General features: G+C 69.8%; 18 protein-coding genes and 1 riboswitch. Of the genes, 4 read left to right on the forward strand and 14 right to left on the reverse strand.

Annotated elements, in window-relative coordinates; all coding sequences use genetic code 11:
- Positions 1 to 1593 (reverse strand): GMC oxidoreductase (locus tag STRTUCAR8_RS19885; RefSeq protein WP_479683350.1); only part of this gene is annotated, 1593 nt, incomplete at its 3' end.
- A 125-nt stretch (positions 1594 to 1718) separates the two neighbouring features.
- Entirely contained in the window at positions 1719 to 2861 is a 1143-nt protein-coding gene (locus STRTUCAR8_RS19890) for a glycosyltransferase family 4 protein (RefSeq protein ID WP_006377655.1), read from the reverse strand.
- A gap of 139 nt (positions 2862 to 3000) precedes the next feature.
- Between STRTUCAR8_RS19890 and STRTUCAR8_RS19895 the strand changes: the two genes are divergently transcribed.
- A complete protein-coding gene (locus STRTUCAR8_RS19895; protein WP_006377657.1) occupies positions 3001 to 4242 on the forward strand; it encodes a glycosyltransferase family 87 protein in 1242 nt (413 codons plus the stop codon).
- Here the strand turns inward: STRTUCAR8_RS19895 and STRTUCAR8_RS19900 are convergent.
- From STRTUCAR8_RS19900 to STRTUCAR8_RS19920, 5 genes are all read right to left on the reverse strand, one after another.
- Positions 4230 to 5444 (reverse strand): hypothetical protein, encoded by a 1215-nt coding sequence (locus tag STRTUCAR8_RS19900; protein ID WP_100247592.1) that lies wholly within the window; start codon positions 5442 to 5444, stop codon positions 4230 to 4232. The two genes, STRTUCAR8_RS19895 and STRTUCAR8_RS19900, sit on opposite strands and share 13 nt — an antisense overlap.
- Positions 5445 to 5520: 76 nt before the next feature.
- Entirely contained in the window at positions 5521 to 6540 is a 1020-nt protein-coding gene (locus STRTUCAR8_RS19905) for a C40 family peptidase (protein ID WP_006377662.1), read from the reverse strand.
- Positions 6541 to 6796: 256 nt separating this feature from the next.
- The gene (locus tag STRTUCAR8_RS19910) at positions 6797 to 7834 is read right to left on the reverse strand and encodes a C40 family peptidase (RefSeq protein ID WP_006377653.1); all 1038 of its coding nucleotides are present in this window, start codon (positions 7832 to 7834) and stop codon (positions 6797 to 6799) included.
- 224 nt (positions 7835 to 8058) lie between these two features.
- Entirely contained in the window at positions 8059 to 9408 is a 1350-nt protein-coding gene (locus STRTUCAR8_RS19915) for an NYN domain-containing protein (protein WP_044472508.1), read from the reverse strand.
- Positions 9409 to 9447: 39 nt separating this feature from the next.
- Positions 9448 to 9687, reverse strand: coding sequence for a hypothetical protein (locus tag STRTUCAR8_RS19920; RefSeq protein WP_006377658.1), 240 nt, complete (start codon positions 9685 to 9687; stop codon positions 9448 to 9450).
- 159 nt (positions 9688 to 9846) lie between these two features.
- Here STRTUCAR8_RS19920 and STRTUCAR8_RS19925 point away from each other — a divergent pair, with 159 nt between their 5' ends.
- Both STRTUCAR8_RS19925 and STRTUCAR8_RS19930 read left to right on the forward strand, forming a co-directional pair.
- Positions 9847 to 10590, forward strand: a complete 744-nt coding sequence (locus tag STRTUCAR8_RS19925; RefSeq protein ID WP_044472509.1) for a rhomboid family intramembrane serine protease — start codon at positions 9847 to 9849, stop codon at positions 10588 to 10590.
- Positions 10587 to 10868: an Lrp/AsnC family transcriptional regulator gene (locus STRTUCAR8_RS19930; protein WP_006377651.1), complete on the forward strand. Its 282-nt coding sequence runs from the start codon at positions 10587 to 10589 to the stop codon at positions 10866 to 10868. The genes STRTUCAR8_RS19925 and STRTUCAR8_RS19930 overlap by 4 nt, the downstream gene beginning before the upstream one ends.
- A 79-nt stretch (positions 10869 to 10947) precedes the next feature.
- Here STRTUCAR8_RS19930 and STRTUCAR8_RS19935 read toward each other — a convergent pair whose 3' ends face one another.
- The 6 genes from STRTUCAR8_RS19935 to ctaE form a co-directional block, all read right to left on the reverse strand.
- Positions 10948 to 12309, reverse strand: a complete 1362-nt coding sequence (locus STRTUCAR8_RS19935) for an aminotransferase class V-fold PLP-dependent enzyme (protein WP_006377660.1) — start codon at positions 12307 to 12309, stop codon at positions 10948 to 10950.
- 162 nt (positions 12310 to 12471) lie between these two features.
- A riboswitch (SAM riboswitch) is annotated at positions 12472 to 12589 on the reverse strand.
- Positions 12590 to 12677: 88 nt separating this feature from the next.
- Positions 12678 to 13742 carry an anthranilate phosphoribosyltransferase gene (trpD, locus tag STRTUCAR8_RS19940; RefSeq protein WP_044472510.1) on the reverse strand — a complete coding sequence of 355 codons (1065 nt, stop codon included), beginning with the start codon at positions 13740 to 13742 and terminating at the stop codon, positions 12678 to 12680.
- A 144-nt stretch (positions 13743 to 13886) separates the two neighbouring features.
- The gene (gene qcrB, locus STRTUCAR8_RS19945; RefSeq protein ID WP_006377666.1) at positions 13887 to 15527 is read right to left on the reverse strand and encodes a cytochrome bc1 complex cytochrome b subunit; all 1641 of its coding nucleotides are present in this window, start codon (positions 15525 to 15527) and stop codon (positions 13887 to 13889) included.
- Positions 15524 to 16582, reverse strand: coding sequence for a cytochrome bc1 complex Rieske iron-sulfur subunit (gene qcrA, locus STRTUCAR8_RS19950; RefSeq protein WP_006377652.1), 1059 nt, complete (start codon positions 16580 to 16582; stop codon positions 15524 to 15526). The genes qcrB and qcrA overlap by 4 nt, the downstream gene beginning before the upstream one ends.
- Positions 16579 to 17391: a cytochrome bc1 complex diheme cytochrome c subunit gene (qcrC, locus tag STRTUCAR8_RS19955; RefSeq protein ID WP_006377663.1), complete on the reverse strand. Its 813-nt coding sequence runs from the start codon at positions 17389 to 17391 to the stop codon at positions 16579 to 16581. The genes qcrA and qcrC overlap by 4 nt, the downstream gene beginning before the upstream one ends.
- Positions 17392 to 17472: 81 nt before the next feature.
- A complete protein-coding gene (gene ctaE, locus STRTUCAR8_RS19960) occupies positions 17473 to 18093 on the reverse strand; it encodes an aa3-type cytochrome oxidase subunit III (protein ID WP_044472511.1) in 621 nt (206 codons plus the stop codon).
- Between the two features lie 188 nt (positions 18094 to 18281).
- Here ctaE and STRTUCAR8_RS19965 point away from each other — a divergent pair, with 188 nt between their 5' ends.
- Complete coding sequence (locus STRTUCAR8_RS19965; protein ID WP_006377668.1) at positions 18282 to 18683, forward strand: response regulator; 402 nt, start codon at positions 18282 to 18284, stop codon at positions 18681 to 18683.
- Positions 18684 to 18776: 93 nt separating this feature from the next.
- Here the strand turns inward: STRTUCAR8_RS19965 and STRTUCAR8_RS19970 are convergent, their stop codons facing one another.
- Positions 18777 to 20039, reverse strand: a complete 1263-nt coding sequence (locus tag STRTUCAR8_RS19970; protein WP_006377659.1) for a L,D-transpeptidase — start codon at positions 20037 to 20039, stop codon at positions 18777 to 18779.
- Between the last annotated feature and the right edge of the window lie 82 nt (positions 20040 to 20121).

Here is a 20121-nt window from a genome sequence, read left to right on the forward strand (position 1 = left end):
CGCCATCGTGCGTTCCGCGAGCGCGGTGATCGTCACGAACGGGTTCACCCCGATCGAGCCGGGCACCAGCGAGCCGTCGGTGATGTACAGCTTCGAATACCCCTTCACCCGCCCGTAGTTGTCGGTCGCCTTGCCCAACACGCAGCCGCCCAGCGGGTGGTAGGTGAAGTCGTCGGCGAACACCTTGTTGCCGGAGCCGAACAGGTCGTACCGGTAGATGGTGGAGTTGGCCGCGTTGATCCGGTCGAACAGCTTCTTGGCCATGGCGACGGACACCGCGCTCTGGGCGGCGCTCCAGCCGAGCCGCGCCGAGTCGGTCGCCGCGTCGTAGGTGAACGAGGCCCGCTGCGGGTTCTTGGTGATCGCCAGATAGAGGCTCACCCAGTGCTCCAGCCCCATGGGCAGCGGGGCGATCTCCGCGAAGACGGGGTTGTCGGTGTTGGCCCAGTCGTCGATGCCCATGACCGGCATCGTCGACTGGTTCGCCCCGACCGTGTCCCACAGGTGGTTGGCGCGCCCTAGCATCACGTTGCCGTTGGTCCCCCAGCCGGTGCCGACGTCGGCGTTGAGCGCGGGCAGCGCGCCCGTCTCCCTGGCCCGGACGAGGAGTTCGGTGGTCCCGATGCTGCCGCCGCCGAGGAACAGATAGGTGCACCCGTACTGCTTGGTCTGGACGACCGCGCCGGTGTCGTCGATCCGGTCGGCGGTCAGGACGTACGTCCCGTCGGCGGCCCTGGTGATCGCCCTGACCCGTTCCATGGTGGTGATGGTGACGTTGCCCGTGCCCAGCGCCGAGGCGAGATACGTCTTGTCGAGGCTGCGCTTGCCGTAGTTGTTGCCGTAGATGACCTCCTGCCCGAGCGCCGACTTGGTCGCCGTGCCGGCCGCCTCGCGCTGCATGTAGTCGAAGTCGTAGACGCTCGGTACGAAAGTGGTCTTCAGACCGGTCTTCTCGGCGTGCTTGCGGGAGATCCGGGAGAAGCGGTACCACTCGGTGGACTCGAACCATGCGGGGTCGACGCTGTTGACGCCGAGCATGGCGCGGGCCCGCGGGAAGTAGGTCCCGTACATCTCGGTGGAGTTGACGCCGGGGAACTGCTCGGCGAAGTAGGACTGGAGCGGGGTGACGGCCATGCTCCCGTTGACCAGTGAACCGCCGCCGACCCCGCGGCCGAGGAACACGGACATGTCGTTGTAGTGCACGCGGTCCAGGGCGCCGGGGTAGGGGGTGATGTCCTTGTTGACGAGGTCCAGCCACAGGAAGCTGGCCAGCGGCGCCTCGGTGCGGGTCTTGAACCACATGGAGCGCTTGTCGGGGGCGGCGGTGGAACAGAAGATCCTGCCGTCGGGGCCCGTGGTGTTCCAGAGCCGGCCCATCTCGATCACGAGGGTGCGGATGCCGGCCTGGCCGAGGCGGAGTGCGGCGACCGCTCCGCCGTAGCCGGAACCGATGACGATCGCGGGAGCCGACTCGACGGCGGCGGGTTCGACGGCCTGGGCGGACTGGAGGCCGACGCGGGTGAATCCGAGGGCGGCGGCCGTCTGGAAGGCGGCCATGCCCAGTATTTGACGCCTCGTCAGCTGATGCTGCATCAACTGACGGTGTATCAGCTTTTCTGTCATGAGCGCAGCATCGGCGGAATTTCGACTTCCGCCTAGTAGGTGCGTACCTATATACGCCGCCGCCTTGGGCGCTCAGGACCCACCGGGCGCATGCGTCACAACAGCGCCTTCAGCTCCTCCGCGAGCAGATCCCAGCGCCACTTCTCCTCGACCCAGGCCCGCCCCCGCTCCCCCATCCGGGCGCGCAGCTCCCCGTCGCCGAGCAGGACGGTGATCCGGTCGGCGGCCTCCTCCACGGACGTGCCGCGCACCACCCAGCCGGTCTCCCCGTCCAGGACGGCGTCGGGCGCGCCTCCCGAGTCACCGGCGACCACCGGCAGCCCCGTCGCGGACGCCTCCAGGTAGACGATTCCGAGCCCCTCGACGTCGAGGCCGCCCCGGCGCGTCCGGCACGGCATCGCGAACACGTCACCGGCGCCGTAGTGGGCGGGCAGCTCGGCCCAGGGCACCGGGCCGGTGAAGCGGACCGAGTCGGCGACGCCGGTCTCGTGCGCGAGCTTGCGCAGCTCCCGCGCGTAGGGACCGCCGCCGACGATCAGCAGCACCGTCTCCGGCTCGACCGCGAGGATGCGGGGCATCGCCAGGATCAGCGTGTCCTGCCCCTTGCGCGGGACCAGCCGCGAGACACAGACGACCACGGGCCGGTCGGTGAGCCCGAGCCGGGCGCGGACCGCCTCGCCCCCCGACCCCGGGTGGAAGGTCTTCTCGTCGACCCCGGGCGGCAGCTGGACCATCCGCCGGGCCGCCTCCGGGGTCAGCGCGGAGGCGATCCGCGACCGGGTGTACTCGCCCAGGTAGGTGATCGTGTCCGTCGACTCGCCGATCCTGCGCAGCAGTTGACGTGCCGCCGGCAGCTGCGCCCATCCGGCCTCGTGACCGTGGGTCGTCGCCACCACCCGCTCGGCGCCCGCCTTGCGCAGGGCCGGCGCCATCAGCCCGAGCGGCGCCGCGGCCCCGAACCACACCGACGTGCACCCGTGTTCGCGCAGCAGCCCGACGGCCCGCCCGGTGACCGCGGGCGTCGGCAGCAGCATCGTCGTCCGGTCCCGTACGACGGTGAAGGGCTGCTCGGCGTCGAAGGCGGCCGTGGCGCGGGCACCCTCGGGGCCGCGCTTCCACGTGGAGGCGTAGACGACGAGCCGCTCGGGGTCGAGCCGCAGCGCCATGTTGTGCAGGAAGGCCTGGATACCGCCCGGCCGGGGCGGGAAGTCGTTCGTCACGATCAGGGTCTTGTGCACGCCGCCGACCCTACCGAACCGTCTCCCGCACCCTCCCAGAACCCTCACAGGTGTCCGGCCCCGTTTGATGGCGTTCGCACAGCCACTCGGGACATCATGGCCGCTCACCGGCGGCACGGCGGCACGGACAGGGGTTCAGGTGGACATCGCGCGCAGAGGACGACCGCGGCTCCCCGTGGCGCTGCCGGTCACCTGGGGCCTGACCCGGCTGCTCCTGCTGCTGTTCGTGTTCAAGGTGGTCGTCTTCCCCGGCCCGGACGTCACGAGCGACGTCTCGGTGATCTACCACGGCTGGTACGAGGTGCTGAGCCACGGCACCTTCCCGCTGAACGACATCACCTGGCAGTACCCGCCCGCCGCCGCCCTGGCGATCCTCTCCCCCGGCGCCCTGCCCTTCCTGGACTACGCGTCGGCGTTCTTCGTACTGGCCGCTCTCGCCGACCTCGTCGTCCTGTCCCTGCTCCTGTACGCGGGCGGGCGCCCCGGCCGGTCGTCGCGCGGCGCCTGGGTGTGGGTGGTGGGCGTACCGCTGCTGGGCCCGACCGTGTACGCCCGGTACGACGTCATGGTGACCGCCGTGGCGGTGGCCGCGCTGCTCGCGGGCGCCCGGCATCCGCGCCTCATGGGCGCCCTGGCGGGCTTCGGGGCGCTGCTGAAGGTCTGGCCCGCGCTGCTGCTCGTGGGGGCCGCAGGGCGGCGGGTATGGGCCTGGGCGGCCCTCACCGTGGCCGCGGTGGCGTCAATGTTCGCGGTGACCATGCCCGGCGCCTTCGCCTTCCTGACCTTCCAGGGCGACCGGGGCACCGAGGTGGAGTCGGTGGGCGCCCTCGTCTTCCATGTCGGGCGGCAGTTCGGCTGGGAGGGCCGGGTGGCACTGAACTACGGCTCCATCGAGTTCCTCGGCCCGTTCGTGGGGACGGTGAGCACGGTCGCGCTGCTGCTGACCGTGTTCGCCTTCGGCTGGCTGCTGCTGTGGCGGCTGCGCGCCACCCGCTTCCTCCCGCACACCCTCGCGGAGGCGGCCTTCGTGGCGGTGCTGCTGTTCACGGTGACCAGCCGGGTGATCAGCCCGCAGTACATGGTGTGGCTGGTCGGCCTGGCCGCCGTCTGCCTCTGTTTCCGCGCCACCACCATGACCCTGCCCGCCGCCCTCGTGGCCGTCGCCTGTCCGGTGACGGTCCTGGAGTTCCCCGTCGGCTTCGGACACGTGGTCGCGAGCGACACCTACGGCATGACCCTGCTGTTCACCCGCAACGGCCTCCTGATCGCAGCCGCCCTCACGGCGGCCCTGCGGCTGTGGCGCACGACGGTCCCGCACCGGGCAGAGCTCCCGCCGCTGCCCGACCGGGCCGGCCGCGCCCGGGAGACTCAGCCGAGCTGAGCGCGCAGGTACTCCCGCCACAGGCCCGTGAACTCCGCCGGCGTCGTCCTCAGCACCTTCGCCAGTGCCCCCTCGACGGCCCCCGCCCGCTTCCCGTGCGCCCCCACGGCCCGGTAGAACTCGCCGAGCCGCACCTCGCCCCACCGGTCGGCGATCAGCCGGCACGCCAGCCAGCCGCCCTCGTACGCCTGGGCCAGCTTCGCCGCGTCCCCGCCGAAGCCGAAGTCCGCGTCCACGGGCAGCGCGTCCGGCACCTCGCCCGCGGCCACGGCGCGGGCCAGTTCGGGCGCCGCCTGGACGGCCGTACGGCCCGTGGACCGGTAGCCGACCCAGTCCGCGAACCCCTCGGAGAGCCACAGGGGGGTGGCCGCCGTGGTGGCGGTACGGGTCGCGACGTGTGTGGTCTCGTGGGTGAGCACGACCTGCTTGCCGAAACCGCCGAGCACGCCGTACGCCTCGGGGTTGACGATGATCCGGTCCGCGGGCGCCGTCGGCGACCCTCCCGCCTCCCCGGTGGTGACCGCCGCGATCCCCCGGTACGCGGAGGACGGCGATCCGAGCAGCTCCGCCATCGCCTCCAGCGACTTCGGTACGAGGATGACGACCCGCTTCGTCCACGCCCCGCCCCACGCGTCCGTCACCGCGGGCACGGCACGGTCGGCGAGGCCCGCGTACCGGCGCAGCAGGTCCGGTGACTGCCCGACCCCCAGCACGAGGCTGTGCGCCCCGCGTACGGCCTCGACGGTCCCCTGGTCCCACAGCTGCCGGCCCGCCCCGCGCGCGGGATCGTCGTCGTCGACGTACCACCGGCCGTCGTCCCGCTCGGTGAGGCGCAGCGTGCGCCCGGCCTTCACGGGGGCCTTGTCGATGCCCTCGACGCGGTAGCTCAGCTCCACGTCCGCGGTGGCCCCCGCACCGGCGGTGCGATGCAACGCGATCAGGCGGTACGACCAGGCCGCCAGCGGAAGCGCGCGCAGCCTCGTGAACTGCGCCGACGCGCCGGTGCGCGCGTACGCCGCCCCGTCGCCGGCGAGGACGGCCGCCGAGCGCCGGTCCAGCAGCCGTCGTACGTCGGCGGACGCGGTGTCGGTACCCGGCCGGCCGCCGCCGTACGCCACGAGGGCGACCAGCGAGCCGAGCAGCAGCCAGAGAGCCACGACCCGGACCCGCCACACACCCCACGCACGCCCTCGACCAGCCACGCCGACGATCGTACGGCCCGATTGTCGGGAAGCCGAGACGGCCGGGAAGTCCGGGAAGCTACGACGTTCCGGACGCTCAGACCCTGGTGACCGACGAGACCGGCATCATGCCCACCGGGTCGTACCGCACCGGCGCGCCCGGATAGGGGGCGTGGATGACCTGGCCGTTGCCCACGTACATCCCGACATGACTGGCGTCGGCCCGGTAGGTGACCAGGTCGCCGGGCTGGGCCTGGGAGAGCGGGACCTGCTGCCCGGCGTACCGCTGGGCCTGCGAGGTGCGCGGCAGGGAGACCCCGGCCTTGGCGTACGACCACTGCATCAGGCCCGAACAGTCGAACCCGGAGGGCCCGTTGGAGCCCCAGATGTACGGGCTGCCCAGCGCGGCACGGGCGGCGGCGACGGCGGTTGCCGCACGGGCGCTCGGCGCGGCGGCGTTGCCGGGGTCGGGCAGGTCCGCGCGGTCGGAACGCGAGGCCCTGTCGTAGGCGGCCCGGTCGGCGGACGGCAGCGAGTTGAGCAGCGCCCGCGCCTTCGCCAGCTTCTGTTCGACGGTCCGCTTGTGGGCGGCGACGGCCTTGCGGCTGCGGTCGAGCTCGGTGAGCTTGCCGGTGGCCTCCGCGCGCTCCTGGGCGAGTTCCCGCAGGGCCGCCTGGAGTTCTCTCAGCTCGGCGGCCTGGTGGACGTTGATCCGGTCGAGTGCGGCGGCCTTCGCCAGGTACTCGTCCGGGTCGTCGGAGAACAGCAGCGCGAGCGAGGGGTCGAGGCCCCCCGCCCGGTACTGGGCGCCCGCGAGCGAACCGAGCGTCTCCCGCATGGTGTTGATGCGCAGCTGCTGCCGGGCGATCCGGTCCTGGGCCCGGGTCACCTGCTCGCGCAGCGCGTCGGCGCGCTCGTCGGCCCGGTTGTAGGACTCGGTGGCCTTCTCGGCCTCCGTGTAGAGCCGGTCCACCTCGGCCCGGGTGTGGTCGGTCGGCGCGGCGGTGGCCGAGGGCACGGCAGCGCCGAGAGCCGCGGCTGCGGCGGACAGCACGCAGAGCGCGGCGCTGGCTCCCCGGTCGAACCCGGACGGTGCAAGGCGGCGATGGAACCCCACGAGAAGCCGCACTCCTTCCGCTGGCGGACGCATGTGTTCCCCAGGTGTTGGGGGCGGGCCAGACAGTAGTCGGGCGACCACACGCGGACCAACGACCTCGACGGCCACACACAGTGACGCCCCGCCTATGACGCAGGTCATGGGCGGGGCGTGGGGTCAGCGGAAGGTGTCGGGATTCGCCCGTTCGGGCGTCAACGTGTCCTGATCTTGAACAGACCCGGAAGGAGTACGACGATCCGATCCGTCGAAGAGAGGATCAGATCCGTACGCCGAACTGGAACGGCATGTTGTCGATCGACTCGTACCGCACGACCGTGCCGGAGCGCGGCGCGTGCAGGACCTGGCCGTTGCCGGCGTAGAAGCCGACGTGGTGCATGTCGCTGTAGAAGATGACCAGGTCACCGACCTGCAGATCGCTCTGCGAGTAGATGCGCGTTCCGGCGTTGGCCTGTTCCTGCGAGGTCCGCGGGATCTGGATGCCGGCCTGGGCGAACGCCCACGAGGTGAGGCCCGAGCAGTCGAAGGAGCCGGGACCCGAGGCGCCGTAGACGTACGGCGAGCCGATCACGCTCTGCGCGGCGGCGTACGCGGAACCGGCGCGGCCCGTGACGGCGCCGCCGCCCGAGTCGTCGAGGGCGGAGCGCTGGCTGGCGCGGCTGGCGCGGGCGTCGGCCGCCGCGAGGGCCGCCTTCTCCGCGGCCGTCATGGAGTTGAGGAGCTTCTGCGCCTCGGCGAGCCTGCCCTGGACTTCCTTCTTCTTCTTGGCCAGCTCGGTGCGGGTGTCCGCGAGGTCCTCGAGCTTCTCGCTGGCCTCGGAGCGCTGCTGGGCGAGCGCGCGCTGCTTCTCCTGGACCTTCTTGAGCGACTCGACCTGCTGAGCGCTCAGCTGGTCCATCGTGGACGCCTTGTCGAGGTAGTCGTCCGGGTCGGCGGAGAGGAAGAGCTGCACGGAGGGGTCGATGCCACCGGAGCGGTACTGGGCGGCGGCGGCGAGTCCGAGACCGTCGCGCAGCTCGTTGAGGTCTGCCTGACCGCGGGCGACGTTGTCCTGGAGGGCGGAGATCTCCTTCTCCAGCCGGTCCTGCTTCTCCTCGGCCCCGTTGAGCTTCTCGGTGGCCTGCTCCGCCTGCTCGTAGAGCTTGTCGACCTTGGCCTTGACCTCGTCCTTGCTCGGCTTCTCGCTCGGCGCTGCGTTGGCGGCGTTGGCGCTGAGGGCCACGGCGGCTGCCGCGGCGGTGGTGAGCACGGTCACGCGGGTGCGGCTCGGCTGCTTCGGTCGACGATGGGACGCCACGGAGGCGAACTCCTTCTTCTCCCGCCGTCACTCCCTTTGAGTGATCACCCGAGCGGAGGTTCGAGGCCTGACCCTAGTGACCTTCTTGTGATCACTTCAAATCCTGAGGTGAAAAATGTTTGTCACACCGCGCATTCTTTACGCACAACTCACGTGCGGTAATGCCCGATTGACACTACGTTGCGTGACAGTTCTGTCAATTCGGGCATTCGGCGCTTATGTTGTCAGCCGCCCGAGAACCGCTTCAGCAGCACCACCGAAGCCACCGGCCGGGCACCGGCCTTGGCGATCCCGTCGGCCACCTCGCGGTCCGTGGACACGACGATGACCGGTCTGCCGGGCGGCTCCGCGCGCACCAGCTGCCGGATCAACTCGTCGGCGGTGACACCGGCCCTGGAAAACAGGACGCGCACCCCGCGCGGCGGCGCCAGCAGCACCGGAGCGGCCAGTTCGGCCCCGTCGAAGACACAGGTCATCTCGGCCCCGGTCTGCGCGGCGAGCTGCGACAGCTGCCCCAGCAGGCGGAGCCGCTGCTTCTCCAACGGCATCTGCGGATAGCCGGTCTTCGTCACGTTGTAGCCGTCGACGACCAGATGCGCCTGCGGCAGCGCCAGCAACTGGTCGAGAATCGCCGGATCGTTCTCGGACAGCGCCCGGGCGGCGATGTCCTTCGGCGTCATCCGCCCCGGCTCGACCGCGTCCACGGTCTCGGCGGGACGCACCGACACCGGCGGCAGCGCCAGCTCCCGACGCAGCCCCTGGGCCGCGTCGAGCACGGTGTCCAGCAGCAGCCGTACGCGCATGTCCTCGACGCTGCGCCCTTCCCGGGCGGCGCGTCTGCTGGCCTCCAGCGCGGCCTCGACCTCGGTCAGCCGCCCCTTGAGCCGCCGCGCCTCGCTCTCCGCCGCGGAGACCTGCGTGTGCCCGTCGGTGCGTACGGTCTCCATCTCGGCGTGCACCTTGCGCAGGGCCGCCTCGCCTCGCTTGACGTCACTGAGGGCGGCGCGCAGTTTGCGGTGCAGTGACTCGGCTTCCTTCTTGGCCGACTCCAGCTCCGTGCGCAGCCGCTCGGTTTCGGTGCGGGTGAGTCCCCGGGCGACGGCCAGTTCCTCGCGCAGCCGCTCCAGTTCGGCCCGGCTCTCGTCGTCGGCCCGCTCGGCGTCGGCGCGCTGCGCCTCCTCGCCGGCCGCGGTGACGAGCTTCACCCAGCCCGTGGGGCGCAACACATAGGCCGCGGCGGCCACGTCCAGCGGATCGGCGGCCGGGGGCGGCGAACCGGCGTCGAGGGCACCCGCCAGCTCCGGCTGGGCCTCCCTGAGCTTCTCCCCGATGCGCTGCCGGAACAGCGTGTCGCTCTCCAGCGCGGCGGCCATCGCGTTGCCGGCGAACTTGGCCCGCCGGTTGGGCGCGAACCGCGCGTACTGCCGCAACTGGGCGGGCAGTTCGGCGACGGTGAGTCCGCCGAACCCGTCGGAGACGATCTGCACGACGCGCCTGCGCACGCCGTCGGGCAGCGGGCGGTCGAGCACCTCGGCGGCGCCGTCGCCCGGCTCCCCGCCTGTGGTCTCCACCATCCGTCACCCCAACCGATTCCGGTGCGGGGCCGGCTCCTGTCAGGAGCCGGCGCCCGGCCTGTCCACGAGTTCCACCTGATCCACGGCGTTGCACCAACGGCAGCGCACCGACTCGATGGTCTCACTGACCACCTCGCGCTCCTCCACCTTCGGATCTCCCGCGAGGTCGAGGTGCACGTACTCCACGACCTTCGAGGAGCGGGTCACGTCGAAACGCGTGAGGTTGCCGCAGAGCGCACAGCGCCACCGGGTCGTGTCGGTCGGCAGAGGAACCGTCATCGTGGATATGTTCGCTTTCCTTCTAGTATCCGTGCTGCGCCAGATTCCCTGGAGCGTGTGGCTCGTAACCCTAAGGCCTGGCGGGTACCCACCGCCCGTCCGTCCACAGCGGCGAGGCGGTCTGCTCTGTTCGGTCCCGTTACGTCATGCTCTGTGTCCATGATCGGCGAGTTCGAAAAGTGGCGTACGACGGCCCGCAGCTCGGTCCGCGCCCGGTCGGCGCCGGTGACGTACGGGCTGATCGCCGTCTGCTGTCTGCTCTTCGTCATCGGCCCCGCCTCGGGCCTCAACCCGGGCTACGGCACCGGGGACGCCCTGCTGGCCGCCCAGCGGGCCTACTTCCGCCGCTGGGGCGTGGTCCCCGCCGACCTCTTCACCGGCGCCCCGCGAGCCACACTCACCCCCGCCACGGCACTCTTCGTGCACGGCAGCTGGGTCCACCTGCTGGGCAACATGCTCTTTCTCTACGTCTTCGGCGCGATGACCGAGGAACGCCTCGGCCATCTGGAGTTCGCCCTCTTCTACGTGGGCTGCGGCTGTCTCGCCCTGCTGGGGTACGCCGCCGCCAACGCCGGCTCGCAGCAGACGCTGGTGGGGGCGTCCGGCGCGATCTCGGCGATCCTGGGCGCGTTCCTGTACCTGTTCCCCGGCGCCCGCGTCACGAGCCTCCTGCCGTTCCTCTTCTTCCTCCCGCTGCGCTTCCCGGCCTGGCTGACCCTGCCGTTCTGGGTGACCCTCCAGTGGGTGGCGGCGGGCCGGGCGTCCTCCGGGCCGGGGGTGGCGTATCTGGCGCACGTGGTGGGGTTCGGGCTGGGCTTCGCCTACGCGTGGGTGCGATATCGCCGTACGACTAGAGTGAGGCCCGCCCCAGCGACGGCCACCGAGGGAGAGAACCAGCCGTGATCACCGCGATCGTGCTCATCAAGACCAGCGTGGACCGGATCCCCGAGATCGCGGAGTCGATCGCCGCGCTGGACAGCGTGAGCGAGGTCTTCTCGGTCACCGGCACGTACGACCTCATCGCGATGGTCCGCGTCAAGGCCCACGAGGACCTGGCGGAGATCATCCCCGGCAGCATCAGCAAGATCCCCGGGGTGGAGGGAACGGACACCCACGTGGCGTTCCGCACGTACTCCCAGCACGACCTGGAGGCGGCGTTCGCGATCGGACTCGATTCCTGAGGTCCATCGGCGGGTGCGGGTCGCCTGTGGCTTGTCGCGCAGTTCCCCGCGCCCCTTTCAGCTCGTCCGGCGGGGGCGATCAGACCGCCGGAACGCAGCGGCCGTCCTCCGTCCGGTACTGCCACCGGGCCCCGTCCCGCACAAGCTCCTTCACCGCACCGACGAACCGCTCCACATGCTCGTCCGGCGTCCCCGCCCCGAAGCTCACCCGGATCGCGTTCAGCGACTTCTCACCGGGAGCGGCCTCGGGCGCCCCGCACTCCCCCTGGCTCTGCGGGTCACTGCCCAGCAGCGTCCGCACCAGCGGATGCGCGCAGAACAGCCCGTCCCGCACCCCGATCCCGTACTCCGCGGAGAGCGCCGCGGCGAAGTGCGAGCTGTTCCAGCCCTCGACGACGAACGAGATGACGCCGACGCGCGGGGCGTCGTCGCCGAACAGCGAGAGAACCCTGACCTCGGGCACCTCGGCCAGCCCCGCCCGCACGGCGCTGATCAGCTGCTGCTCCCGGGCCACCAGGGACTCGAAGCCGGCCTCGGTGAGGGCCTTGCAGGCGGCGGCGATCGAGTAGGCGCCGATGACGTTCGGCGAGCCCGCCTCGTGCCGGGCGGCGGTGTCGTGCCACTCCACGTCCACTCCCCCGTCCGTGCGCCGCGTGACCTTGCGGCTGGCGCCGCCGCCCGCGAGGTACGGCTCGGCGGTGCGCAGCCAGTCGGCGCGGCCGGCGAGGACACCGGAGCCGAAGGGCGCGTACAGCTTGTGGCCGGAGAAGGCGACCCAGTCGACGTCCAGGTCCTGGACGGAGACCGGGTGGTGCGGGGCGAGCTGGGCGGCGTCCAGGACGATCCGGGCACCGTGCTCGTGGGCGGCGGCGGCCAGCTCCCGTACGGGCCACAGCTCTCCGGTGACGTTGGAGGCGCCGGTGACGCAGACGAGTGCCGGGCCCTGGGGGTCCCGGGTGGCGAGGGCCTCCTGGAGGGTGGCCACGGCCTGCCGGGGGGTGCGCGGGGCGTCGAGACAGGTGACCTGGGCGTCCCGCCAGGGCAGCAGCGAGGCGTGGTGCTCGGTCTCGAAGACGAATACCTGGCAGCCCTCGGGGAGGGCGGCGGCGAGCAGGTTCAGGGAATCGGTGGTGGACCGGGTGAAGATCAGCTGGTCGTCGGCGCGGCAGTCCAGGAACTCGGTGACCGTCCTGCGGGCGTTCTCGAACAGGTCCGTCGACAGCTGGGAGAGGTAGCCGGCGCCCCGGTGCACGCTGCCGTAGTAGGGGGCGTACGCGGCGACGTCGTCCCAGACCCGCTGGAGCGCGGGGGCGCTTGCGGCGTAGTCGAGCGCGGCGTAGGTGACTTCGCCGCCGGTGACGAGCGGGACGGTGACATCACGGCCCAGAACGGGCAGAGGCGCACAAACGGTCTGGGCGGTGGCAACGGTGGAGACAGACATGGCGAACTCCCGTGAGAGACAAGAGGAATCGCTGTGCGAGCGGACATGGCTCAGCACAGGAAAAGGAAGGAAAGGGTGCGCGGAGGCGGGGCTCGGCAGCCCTATCGCATTCGCTTGCTCACGGAAGACTCCCTCGAACGACCAGGACCCCTGGTGTCGAGGGGCCCGCGCTTGCCGTAAGCCTTGCTGCCTACGGCCTGGTCTTCATCCCGGGGCACCCCGCCACGGACGGAGGGTTGCCGGACAGTCGGCCGGGGCCTCATGACTGTCACTCATGACCTGGTACAGAACGTAACGGAGGTGATCGGCGTCCCGCAACCCGTGTCCGGATCGCGGAACGCCCTCACCAGGGAACCGCTGTGCGACGGCTACGCGTTACTGGCCGCCGACCACCGCTCCAGAGTCTTCTTGGCCGCCCCTGAGTCGATGGCCTGAGCGGCCTTCGCCATCCCGGCGCCGATCTGCTCGGCCAGGGAGCCCGGACCCGGGTCCAGCGCCACCAGTGCCGCCGCCGAGTTGAGCAGCACGGCATCCCGTACAGGCCCGGTCTCGCCGTCGAGGAGCCGCCGGGCGACCGCCGCGTTGTACGAGGCGTCACCGCCGCGCAGGGCCTCCACCGGGACCAGTTCGATGCCGACGTCGCGCGGGTCGAAGGTCTCCTCCGTCACCTTGCCGTCCCGGACGATCCACACGTGGGACGTGGCGGTGATCGTCAGTTCGTCGAGGCCGTCGTCGCCCCGGAACACCAGGGACGAGTTGCCGCGCTCGGCGAAGACTCCGGCGACGATGGGTGCCATCCGGGGGTCGGCGACGCCGACCGCCTGCGCCCTGACCTTGGCCGGGTTGGTCAGCGGGCCCAGGATGTTGAAGACCGTCCGGATGCCCAACTGGCCGCGCGCGGCGCCCACATGACGCATCGCCGGATGGAACTTCGCCGCGAAGCAGAAGGTGATCCCGGCCTCCTCGGCGACCTCGGCCACCCGCTTCGGCGTCAGCTCCAGGTTGACTCCGAGCTGGCCCAGCACGTCCGACGCGCCGGAGGCCGAGGAGGCGGCCCGGTTGCCGTGCTTGACGACTTTGGCACCAGTACCGGCGATGACGATCGCCGACATGGTGGAGATGTTGACCGTGTTGGCGCCGTCGCCACCGGTACCGACGATGTCGACGGTCGGCCCCGGCACCTCGATGACGTTGGCGTGCTCGTACATCGCCTCGACGAACCCGGCGATCTCCTGAACGGTCTCGCCCTTGGCCCGCAGCGCCACCACGAACCCGGCGATCTGGGCGTCGGTCGCCTCACCGCGCATGATCAGGTTCATCGCCCAGGCGGTGTCGGCGGCGGTCAGGTCGTGGCCGTCGAGCAGGCCGTTCAGCACGCGGGGCCAGGAACGGACCGCCGCGGTGTCGCCTCCGGCGGGGTTCACAGCGCTCATCTGCCGCTCCTGGGTCAGTCCGGCGGGACTCTCCGCGGGACTCCTAGTGGGAATGGGGACACCCTATCCAGCCCGGCGACACGGCGAAGGCACAGTCCGAGGAACGGACGGGGCCCTTCTGCCGTGTGTGGCGAAGCGAGGTGATCAGTGGTGGCCGTGGCCGCTCGTGATCTCCTTGTACTCCTCGGCGGTGGGCTTGGCGATCTGGCTGTCCTCGCCGTAGTACGACTTGCTGAGCTTGGCGCGCAGCTTCTCGACGCCCTTCACCTTGCGCTCGACGCCGTTCTCGTCGACCGCAGCGCCGATCATGGCCGGCTCGTACTGCTCGTGCGCGGTGAGCGTGTGCAGGGCCTCCTGGCTGAGCGGCTCGTGCACCTCGATGAACTCACCGTGCGGCAGGCGCTTGATGATGCCCGACTCGCGGCCGTGCAGCACCTTGTCCTTGTCGCGGCGCTGGAGGCCGAGACAGATCCGCTTGGTGGCGATGAACGTGAGGACCGGGACGACGAAGAATCCGATCCGTACGAACCAGGTGATCGCGTTGATCGACAGGTGGAAGTGGGTCGCCCAGAGGTCGTTTCCACCGCCGATCAGCAGCACCAGGTACCAGCTGATCCACGCGACACCGAACGCCGTACGGGTCGGCACGTTGCGCGGGCGGTCCAGGATGTGGTGCTCGCGCTTGTCGCCGGTGACCCAGGACTCGATGAACGGGTAGACCGCGATCGCGACCAGGACCAGCGGGAAGACCATCAGCGGGATGAACACACCCAGGACGAGCGTGTGACCCCAGAAGTTGATCTCCCAGCCCGGCATGACACGGATCAGGCCCTCGGAGAAGCCCATGTACCAGTCGGGCTGGGCGCCGGTCGACACCTGGTCCGGACGGTAGGGGCCCATCGCCCAGATCGGGTTGATCGAGGCGATGGCCGCGATGACCGCGATGACACCGAAGACCAGGAAGAAGAAGCCTCCGGCCTTGGCCATGTAGACCGGCAGCAGCGGCATGCCGACGACGTTGTTGTTCGTCTTGCCGGGGCCCGCGAACTGCGTGTGCTTGTGGTAGAAGACCAGGATCAGGTGCGCCACCATCAGGCCGAGCATGATGCCCGGCAGCAGCAGCACGTGGATGGAGTAGAACCTGGCCACGAAGTCGCCGCCCGGGAACTCTCCGCCGAACAGGAAGAACGACATGTACGTGCCCACGATGGGCATGGACAGGACCGCGCCCTCCATGAAGCGCACACCGGTGCCGGAGAGCAGGTCGTCCGGGAGCGAGTAGCCGGTGAACCCGGTGAACATGCCCAGGACGAACAGCAGGAACCCGAACAGCCAGTTGACCTCACGGGGCTTGCGGAACGCACCCGTGAAGAACACGCGCATCATGTGCACGAACATGCCGGCGAGGAAGATCAGCGCCGCCCAGTGGTGGATCTGCCGGATCAGCAGACCACCGCGCACATCGAACGAGATGTGCATGGTCGAGTTGAACGCCTCGGACATCAGCTGGCCCTGCAGCGGGATGTAACTGCCGTGGTACTCCACCTCGTTCATCGACGGGTGGAAGAACAGCGTCAGGTACACACCCGTGAGGATGATGATGATGAAGCTGTACATGCAGACTTCACCGAGCATGAACGACCAGTGGTCGGGGAAGATCTTGCGCATGTTGGCCTTGGCCAGGGAGTAGATCCCCAGCCGGCCGTCGGCCCAGTCGGCGACGCGCTCACCGGCGGGTGCCTTCTCGCGCGACGAACGCGCGTCCGTGTTTGCCGTAGTACTCATCCGCGCTCCCAGAAGGCAGGACCGACGGGCTCGGAGAAGTCGCCGAGCGCCTCGAGGTAGCCGTCGTCGTTCACGCCGATGCGCAGCTGCGGCAGGGCGTGACCGGCGGGGCCGAAGATCACCCGGGCGCCGTCGGAGAGGTCGAAGGTGGACTGGTGGCAGGGGCAGAGCACGTGGTGCGTCTGCTGCTCGTACAGGGAGATCGGGCAACCGACGTGGGTGCAGATCTTCGAGTACGCCACGATGCCCTCGTGGGACCACTCGAGCTCGCGCTTGTCCTTGATGTTGTCCGGCTGAATGCGGACGATCATCAGGGCGGCCTTGGCGATCTCGGTCTGGAACTCCTCGTCGTGCTCCTCCAGGCCCTCGGGCTTGGCGAAGGTGAGCGAACCGACCGCGACGTCCGAGGGCCGCAGCGGCTCGTTCGTGTTCATGTTGACGAGCAGCTTGCCCTTGGACCACAGCGTGTGGCGCAGCTTGGTCCCGGGCAGCGTGCCGAGGTCACGCAGCAGCATGACACCGGAGAGCGGGAACAGGGCCATCGCGCCGAACATCGTGTTGCGGACCAGCTTGCGCCGGCCGATCGCGGACTCCTTGGCACCCTGCTTGAAGTCGGCCAGGACCTGTGCCTTGACCTCGGGCGGTGCCGAGATCTCGTGGCGCTCGGCGATGAGCTCCTCGTCGGACATCAGGGTGCGGGCCCAGTGGACCGCGCCCGCGCCGATCATGAAGAGCGCGATCCCGAGGGACAGGCCCAGCGCGAAGTTCAGCGCGCTGAGGTGCCCGATCGGGAAGACGTAGATCGACTTGTCCGACGGGATCGCCACGTACGAGACGATGAAGGCGACGGTGGCCAGCATCGACAGCGTGAACAGGAAGGCGACCGCGCGCTCGGACCGCTTGGCGGCCCGCTCGTCGATGTCCTGGACGCGGTGTTCGTGGGGCGGCAGCCCCGGGTCCGCGAACGGGTTCTTCTCGTCCGCGACGCCCACGGCACCGTGCTCGGTTTCCTGCACTGCGGGCAGGTTCTCTTCTGGAATGTCTTGGCTACTCATGACTTCTTGGCCTTTGCGGTCCGAGCGGCGACCCAAACGGCGACCGCGATGAGCGCTCCGAGGCCGAAGATCCAGGCGAACAGACCTTCACTGACCGGTCCGAGACCGCCCAGGCCGAGGCCGCCGGGCTCCACGGTGTCCTCGCCGTTGACCGCGTCGAGGTACGCGATGATGTCCTTCTTGTTCTTCTCCGACAGCGTCGTGTCGGGGAAGGACGGCATGTTCTGCGGGCCGGTCTGCATGGCCTCGTAGATGTGCTTCGGGTCGACACCCTCAAGGTCCGGGGCGAACTTGCCGTGCGTGAGCGCACCGCCCTTGCCGGTGAAGTTGTGGCACTGGGCGCAGTTGGTGCGGAACAGCTCGCCACCCTTGGCGATGTCCGCTCCGTCGGGCCCGTACTGCTCCTCGGTCGGCACGGACGGACCGCTGCCCAGCGACGCGATGTACGTCGCGAGCTGGTCGATCTGCGCCTGCGAGTAGATGTTCTTCTTCTTCGGGATCTGCGCGCCCTGCGAGGTCGCGGCCGGCATACGGCCGGTCGCCACCTGGAAGTCGACAGCCGCGGCGCCGACACCCACCAGGCTCGGACCGTCGGAGGACCCCTGACCGCCGGTGCCGTGGCAGCTTGCGCAGCCCACGGAGTACAGCCTCTGCCCCTCGGTGATGGTGAGGGACTGGGCGGTCTCATCGGCCACTGCTTTGCTCGTGGGTTCGAGCGTGCCGTACAGCCCCCCGACGGCCGCCAGCGCGATGAGTAGGACGACGACCGCCGCCAGCGGATGGCGTCGTCGTGCGGAGAGCTTTTTCACGGATTACCCCGGTGTCAGGATCTTCAGCGTCGAGTCTGGGAGGTATCGGGCGGACCCGATGTGAGGATCGGGCGGGCCCGGCTACTTGATCATGTAGATCGTGGCGAAGAGCCCGATCCAGACGACGTCGACGAAGTGCCAGTAGTAGGACACGACGATCGCGGCGGTCGCCTGTTCATGGGTGAACCTTTTCGCCGCGTACGTCCTGCCGAGGACGAACAGGAAAGCGATGAGACCGCCCGTCACGTGCATACCGTGGAAGCCGGTGGTCAGGTAGAACACCGAGCCGTACGGGTCGGAGGAGAGCGAGAGCCCGTCCTTCTTGACCAGCTCGGTGTACTCGAAGACCTGGCCGCCGATGAAGATCGCACCCATGACAAAGGTGACGATGAACCACATCCGGAGCTTCTTCACGTCACCGCGCTCGGCGGCGAACACGCCGAGCTGGCAGGTGAGGGATGAGAGCACCAGGATCGTGGTGTTCGCCGCGGAGAACGGGAAGTTCAGGCTTGACGCCATCTCCTTCCAGTGATCCGGACCGGTCACCGATCGCAGGGTGAAGTACATCGCGAAGAGGGCCGCGAAGAACATCAGCTCGGAACTCAGCCAGATGATGGTTCCGACGCTGGTGAGGTTCGGCCGGTTGACCGACGGGTGCGCGTGCCCGGTTTCTACTGTCGTTGCTGTCGCCACGACCGACATTATGTCGGTCGCTTATCCCGCCCTCACGCCGGGGGGTGCCGTTCGGGGTGTCTGTGGGGTGTGTCCAGCCCGTATGGCCCATCGGACGGCCGTCGAAGCGGTGTTCAGACGGAGGGTCCGAAGGAGTAGCATCCGGCCCAACGGACCCGGTCCGTCTGTCCGTACGACGCTGATGTCTCGGAGGAACAATGCAGCCGACCGCCACGGTGCTGGTCTACAGCGACGACTCCAACACCCGCGAGCAGGTGCGGTTGGCGACGGGGCGGCGACCCGCTCCCGACGTTCCCCTGGTCGAGTTCCTCGAGTGCGCGACGCCCGCCGCTGTCCTGAAGGAGTTGGACAAGGGCGGAATCGATCTCTGTGTGCTGGACGGGGAGGCCGTGCCCATGGGGGGCATGGGGGTGTGCCGGCAGATCAAGGACGAGATCTTCGAGTGTCCGCCGGTGCTGTTGCTGATCGGGCGGCCGCAGGACGCGTGGCTGGCGACGTGGAGTCGGGCCGACGCGGCGGTCACCTTGCCGGTGGATCCGGTGGAGTTCGCTTCGGCGTTGGCTTCTTTGCTGCGAGCCAAAAGGGCCTTGAGCGCCTAGGAGCCCGGTTCGACTGGTTGTGTGGCGGGTGCGGGGCCGCTGTGGCTTGTCGCGCAGTTCCCCGCGCCCCTGGGTGGGGACTCTGGGCCCTCGTCAGATGCTTTCCGGGGTCAGGCGTACCTGCTTGGCCGGGTCCGCGCCCTCTGGAGAGGTGGCTGTGAGGGCGCTGCCGCCCTGCCACTTCTTCCAGTCAAGGTTCCAGTCGCCGAAGCCGTTGCCGAAGGTCTCCATGGTGTTGCCGTCGGAGTTGACGACCTTGACGACGTCGCCCTCGCGCACGTTGTCGTAGAACCACTCGGCGTTGCTGGTGCTCATGCCGGTGCAGCCGTGGCTGACGTTGGCGGAGCCCTGGGAGCCCTCTGACCAGGGGGCGGCGTGCACGTACTCGCCGCTCCAGGTCACCCGGGTGGCGTAGTAGACGGGCAGGTCGTACGAGTCGGCACTGCCCTCGGCTATGCCGATGCTGGTGCCGCGCATGCGTACGAAGTACTCCTTGCCGAGTACGACCTTGACGCCGTTGCGCGTGTCGAAGCCGGGCTTGCCCGTGGTGACGGGGATGGTGTTGATCACCTTGTCGTTCTTGTAGACGGTCATCTCGTGGGAGGACGCGTCCGTGACGGCTATGACCCGGTCGCCGGTGGTGAACTTCAGGGGCTTGGCCGTGCCGCCCCAGAGCCGGTCGGCGATCTTGAGGCCGGGCAGGTTGCTGCGTACCTGGACGGTGGCCTTGGCGGGCCAGTACTCCTTGGGCCGGTAGTGGAGTTCCTTGTCGTCCACCCAGTGCCACGCGCCCTCGGTGGTGGGGGTCGAGTCCACCTTGAGGGCGCGCTCGACTATCGCGCGCTGTGCCTTTCCCCGTACGGGTTCGCTGAGTTGGGCCGTCACGGGCTGGCCCACGCCGTAGGTGCCCGTCTTGGGGCCGAACGTGACGTTCAGGCGCTTCTTGGTGGTCGGCCTGCTGGTGTCGAAGGTGCGCGTCTCCCGGCCGGGGGCGCCGTCCTCGTCCTCCGTGCTCACCCGGACCGTGTAACGGGCGCCTGCGGCCAGCGGGGAGGTGCTGTGCCAGCGGCTGCCGTCGGCGGAGAGTTCGCCCGCCACGTAGCGTCCGGCGGCGTCGACGGCCGTGACGTCCGTGATGCGGTCGTCCGAGTCGTCGGAGGTGACCTCCAGGGGCTTGTCGGGGTCGGCCTTCTTGCCGTCGCCGACGGAGCCGCCGAAGGAGATCTGGTCAGCGGCGTCGTACGGCTCCGCCGAGAGGGGGTGGCCGTCGGAGCCGCAGGCGGCGGCGGACGCGCCCAGGGCGGCCACCAGGAGGGTGCAGCTGACGACCGTACGGTTACGCGGTGAGTGCCTCATGCCCTCACGCTAAGAACGTGCGTCGCCCTCGGCGCGGCGGGTGATCCGTGCGAGGGAATGCGGGTGTGGCAAAAGAGGGAGC

This window comes from Streptomyces turgidiscabies Car8 (genome assembly GCF_000331005.1).
In the GTDB taxonomy this organism is placed as follows: Bacteria; Actinomycetota; Actinomycetes; order Streptomycetales; family Streptomycetaceae; genus Streptomyces; species Streptomyces turgidiscabies.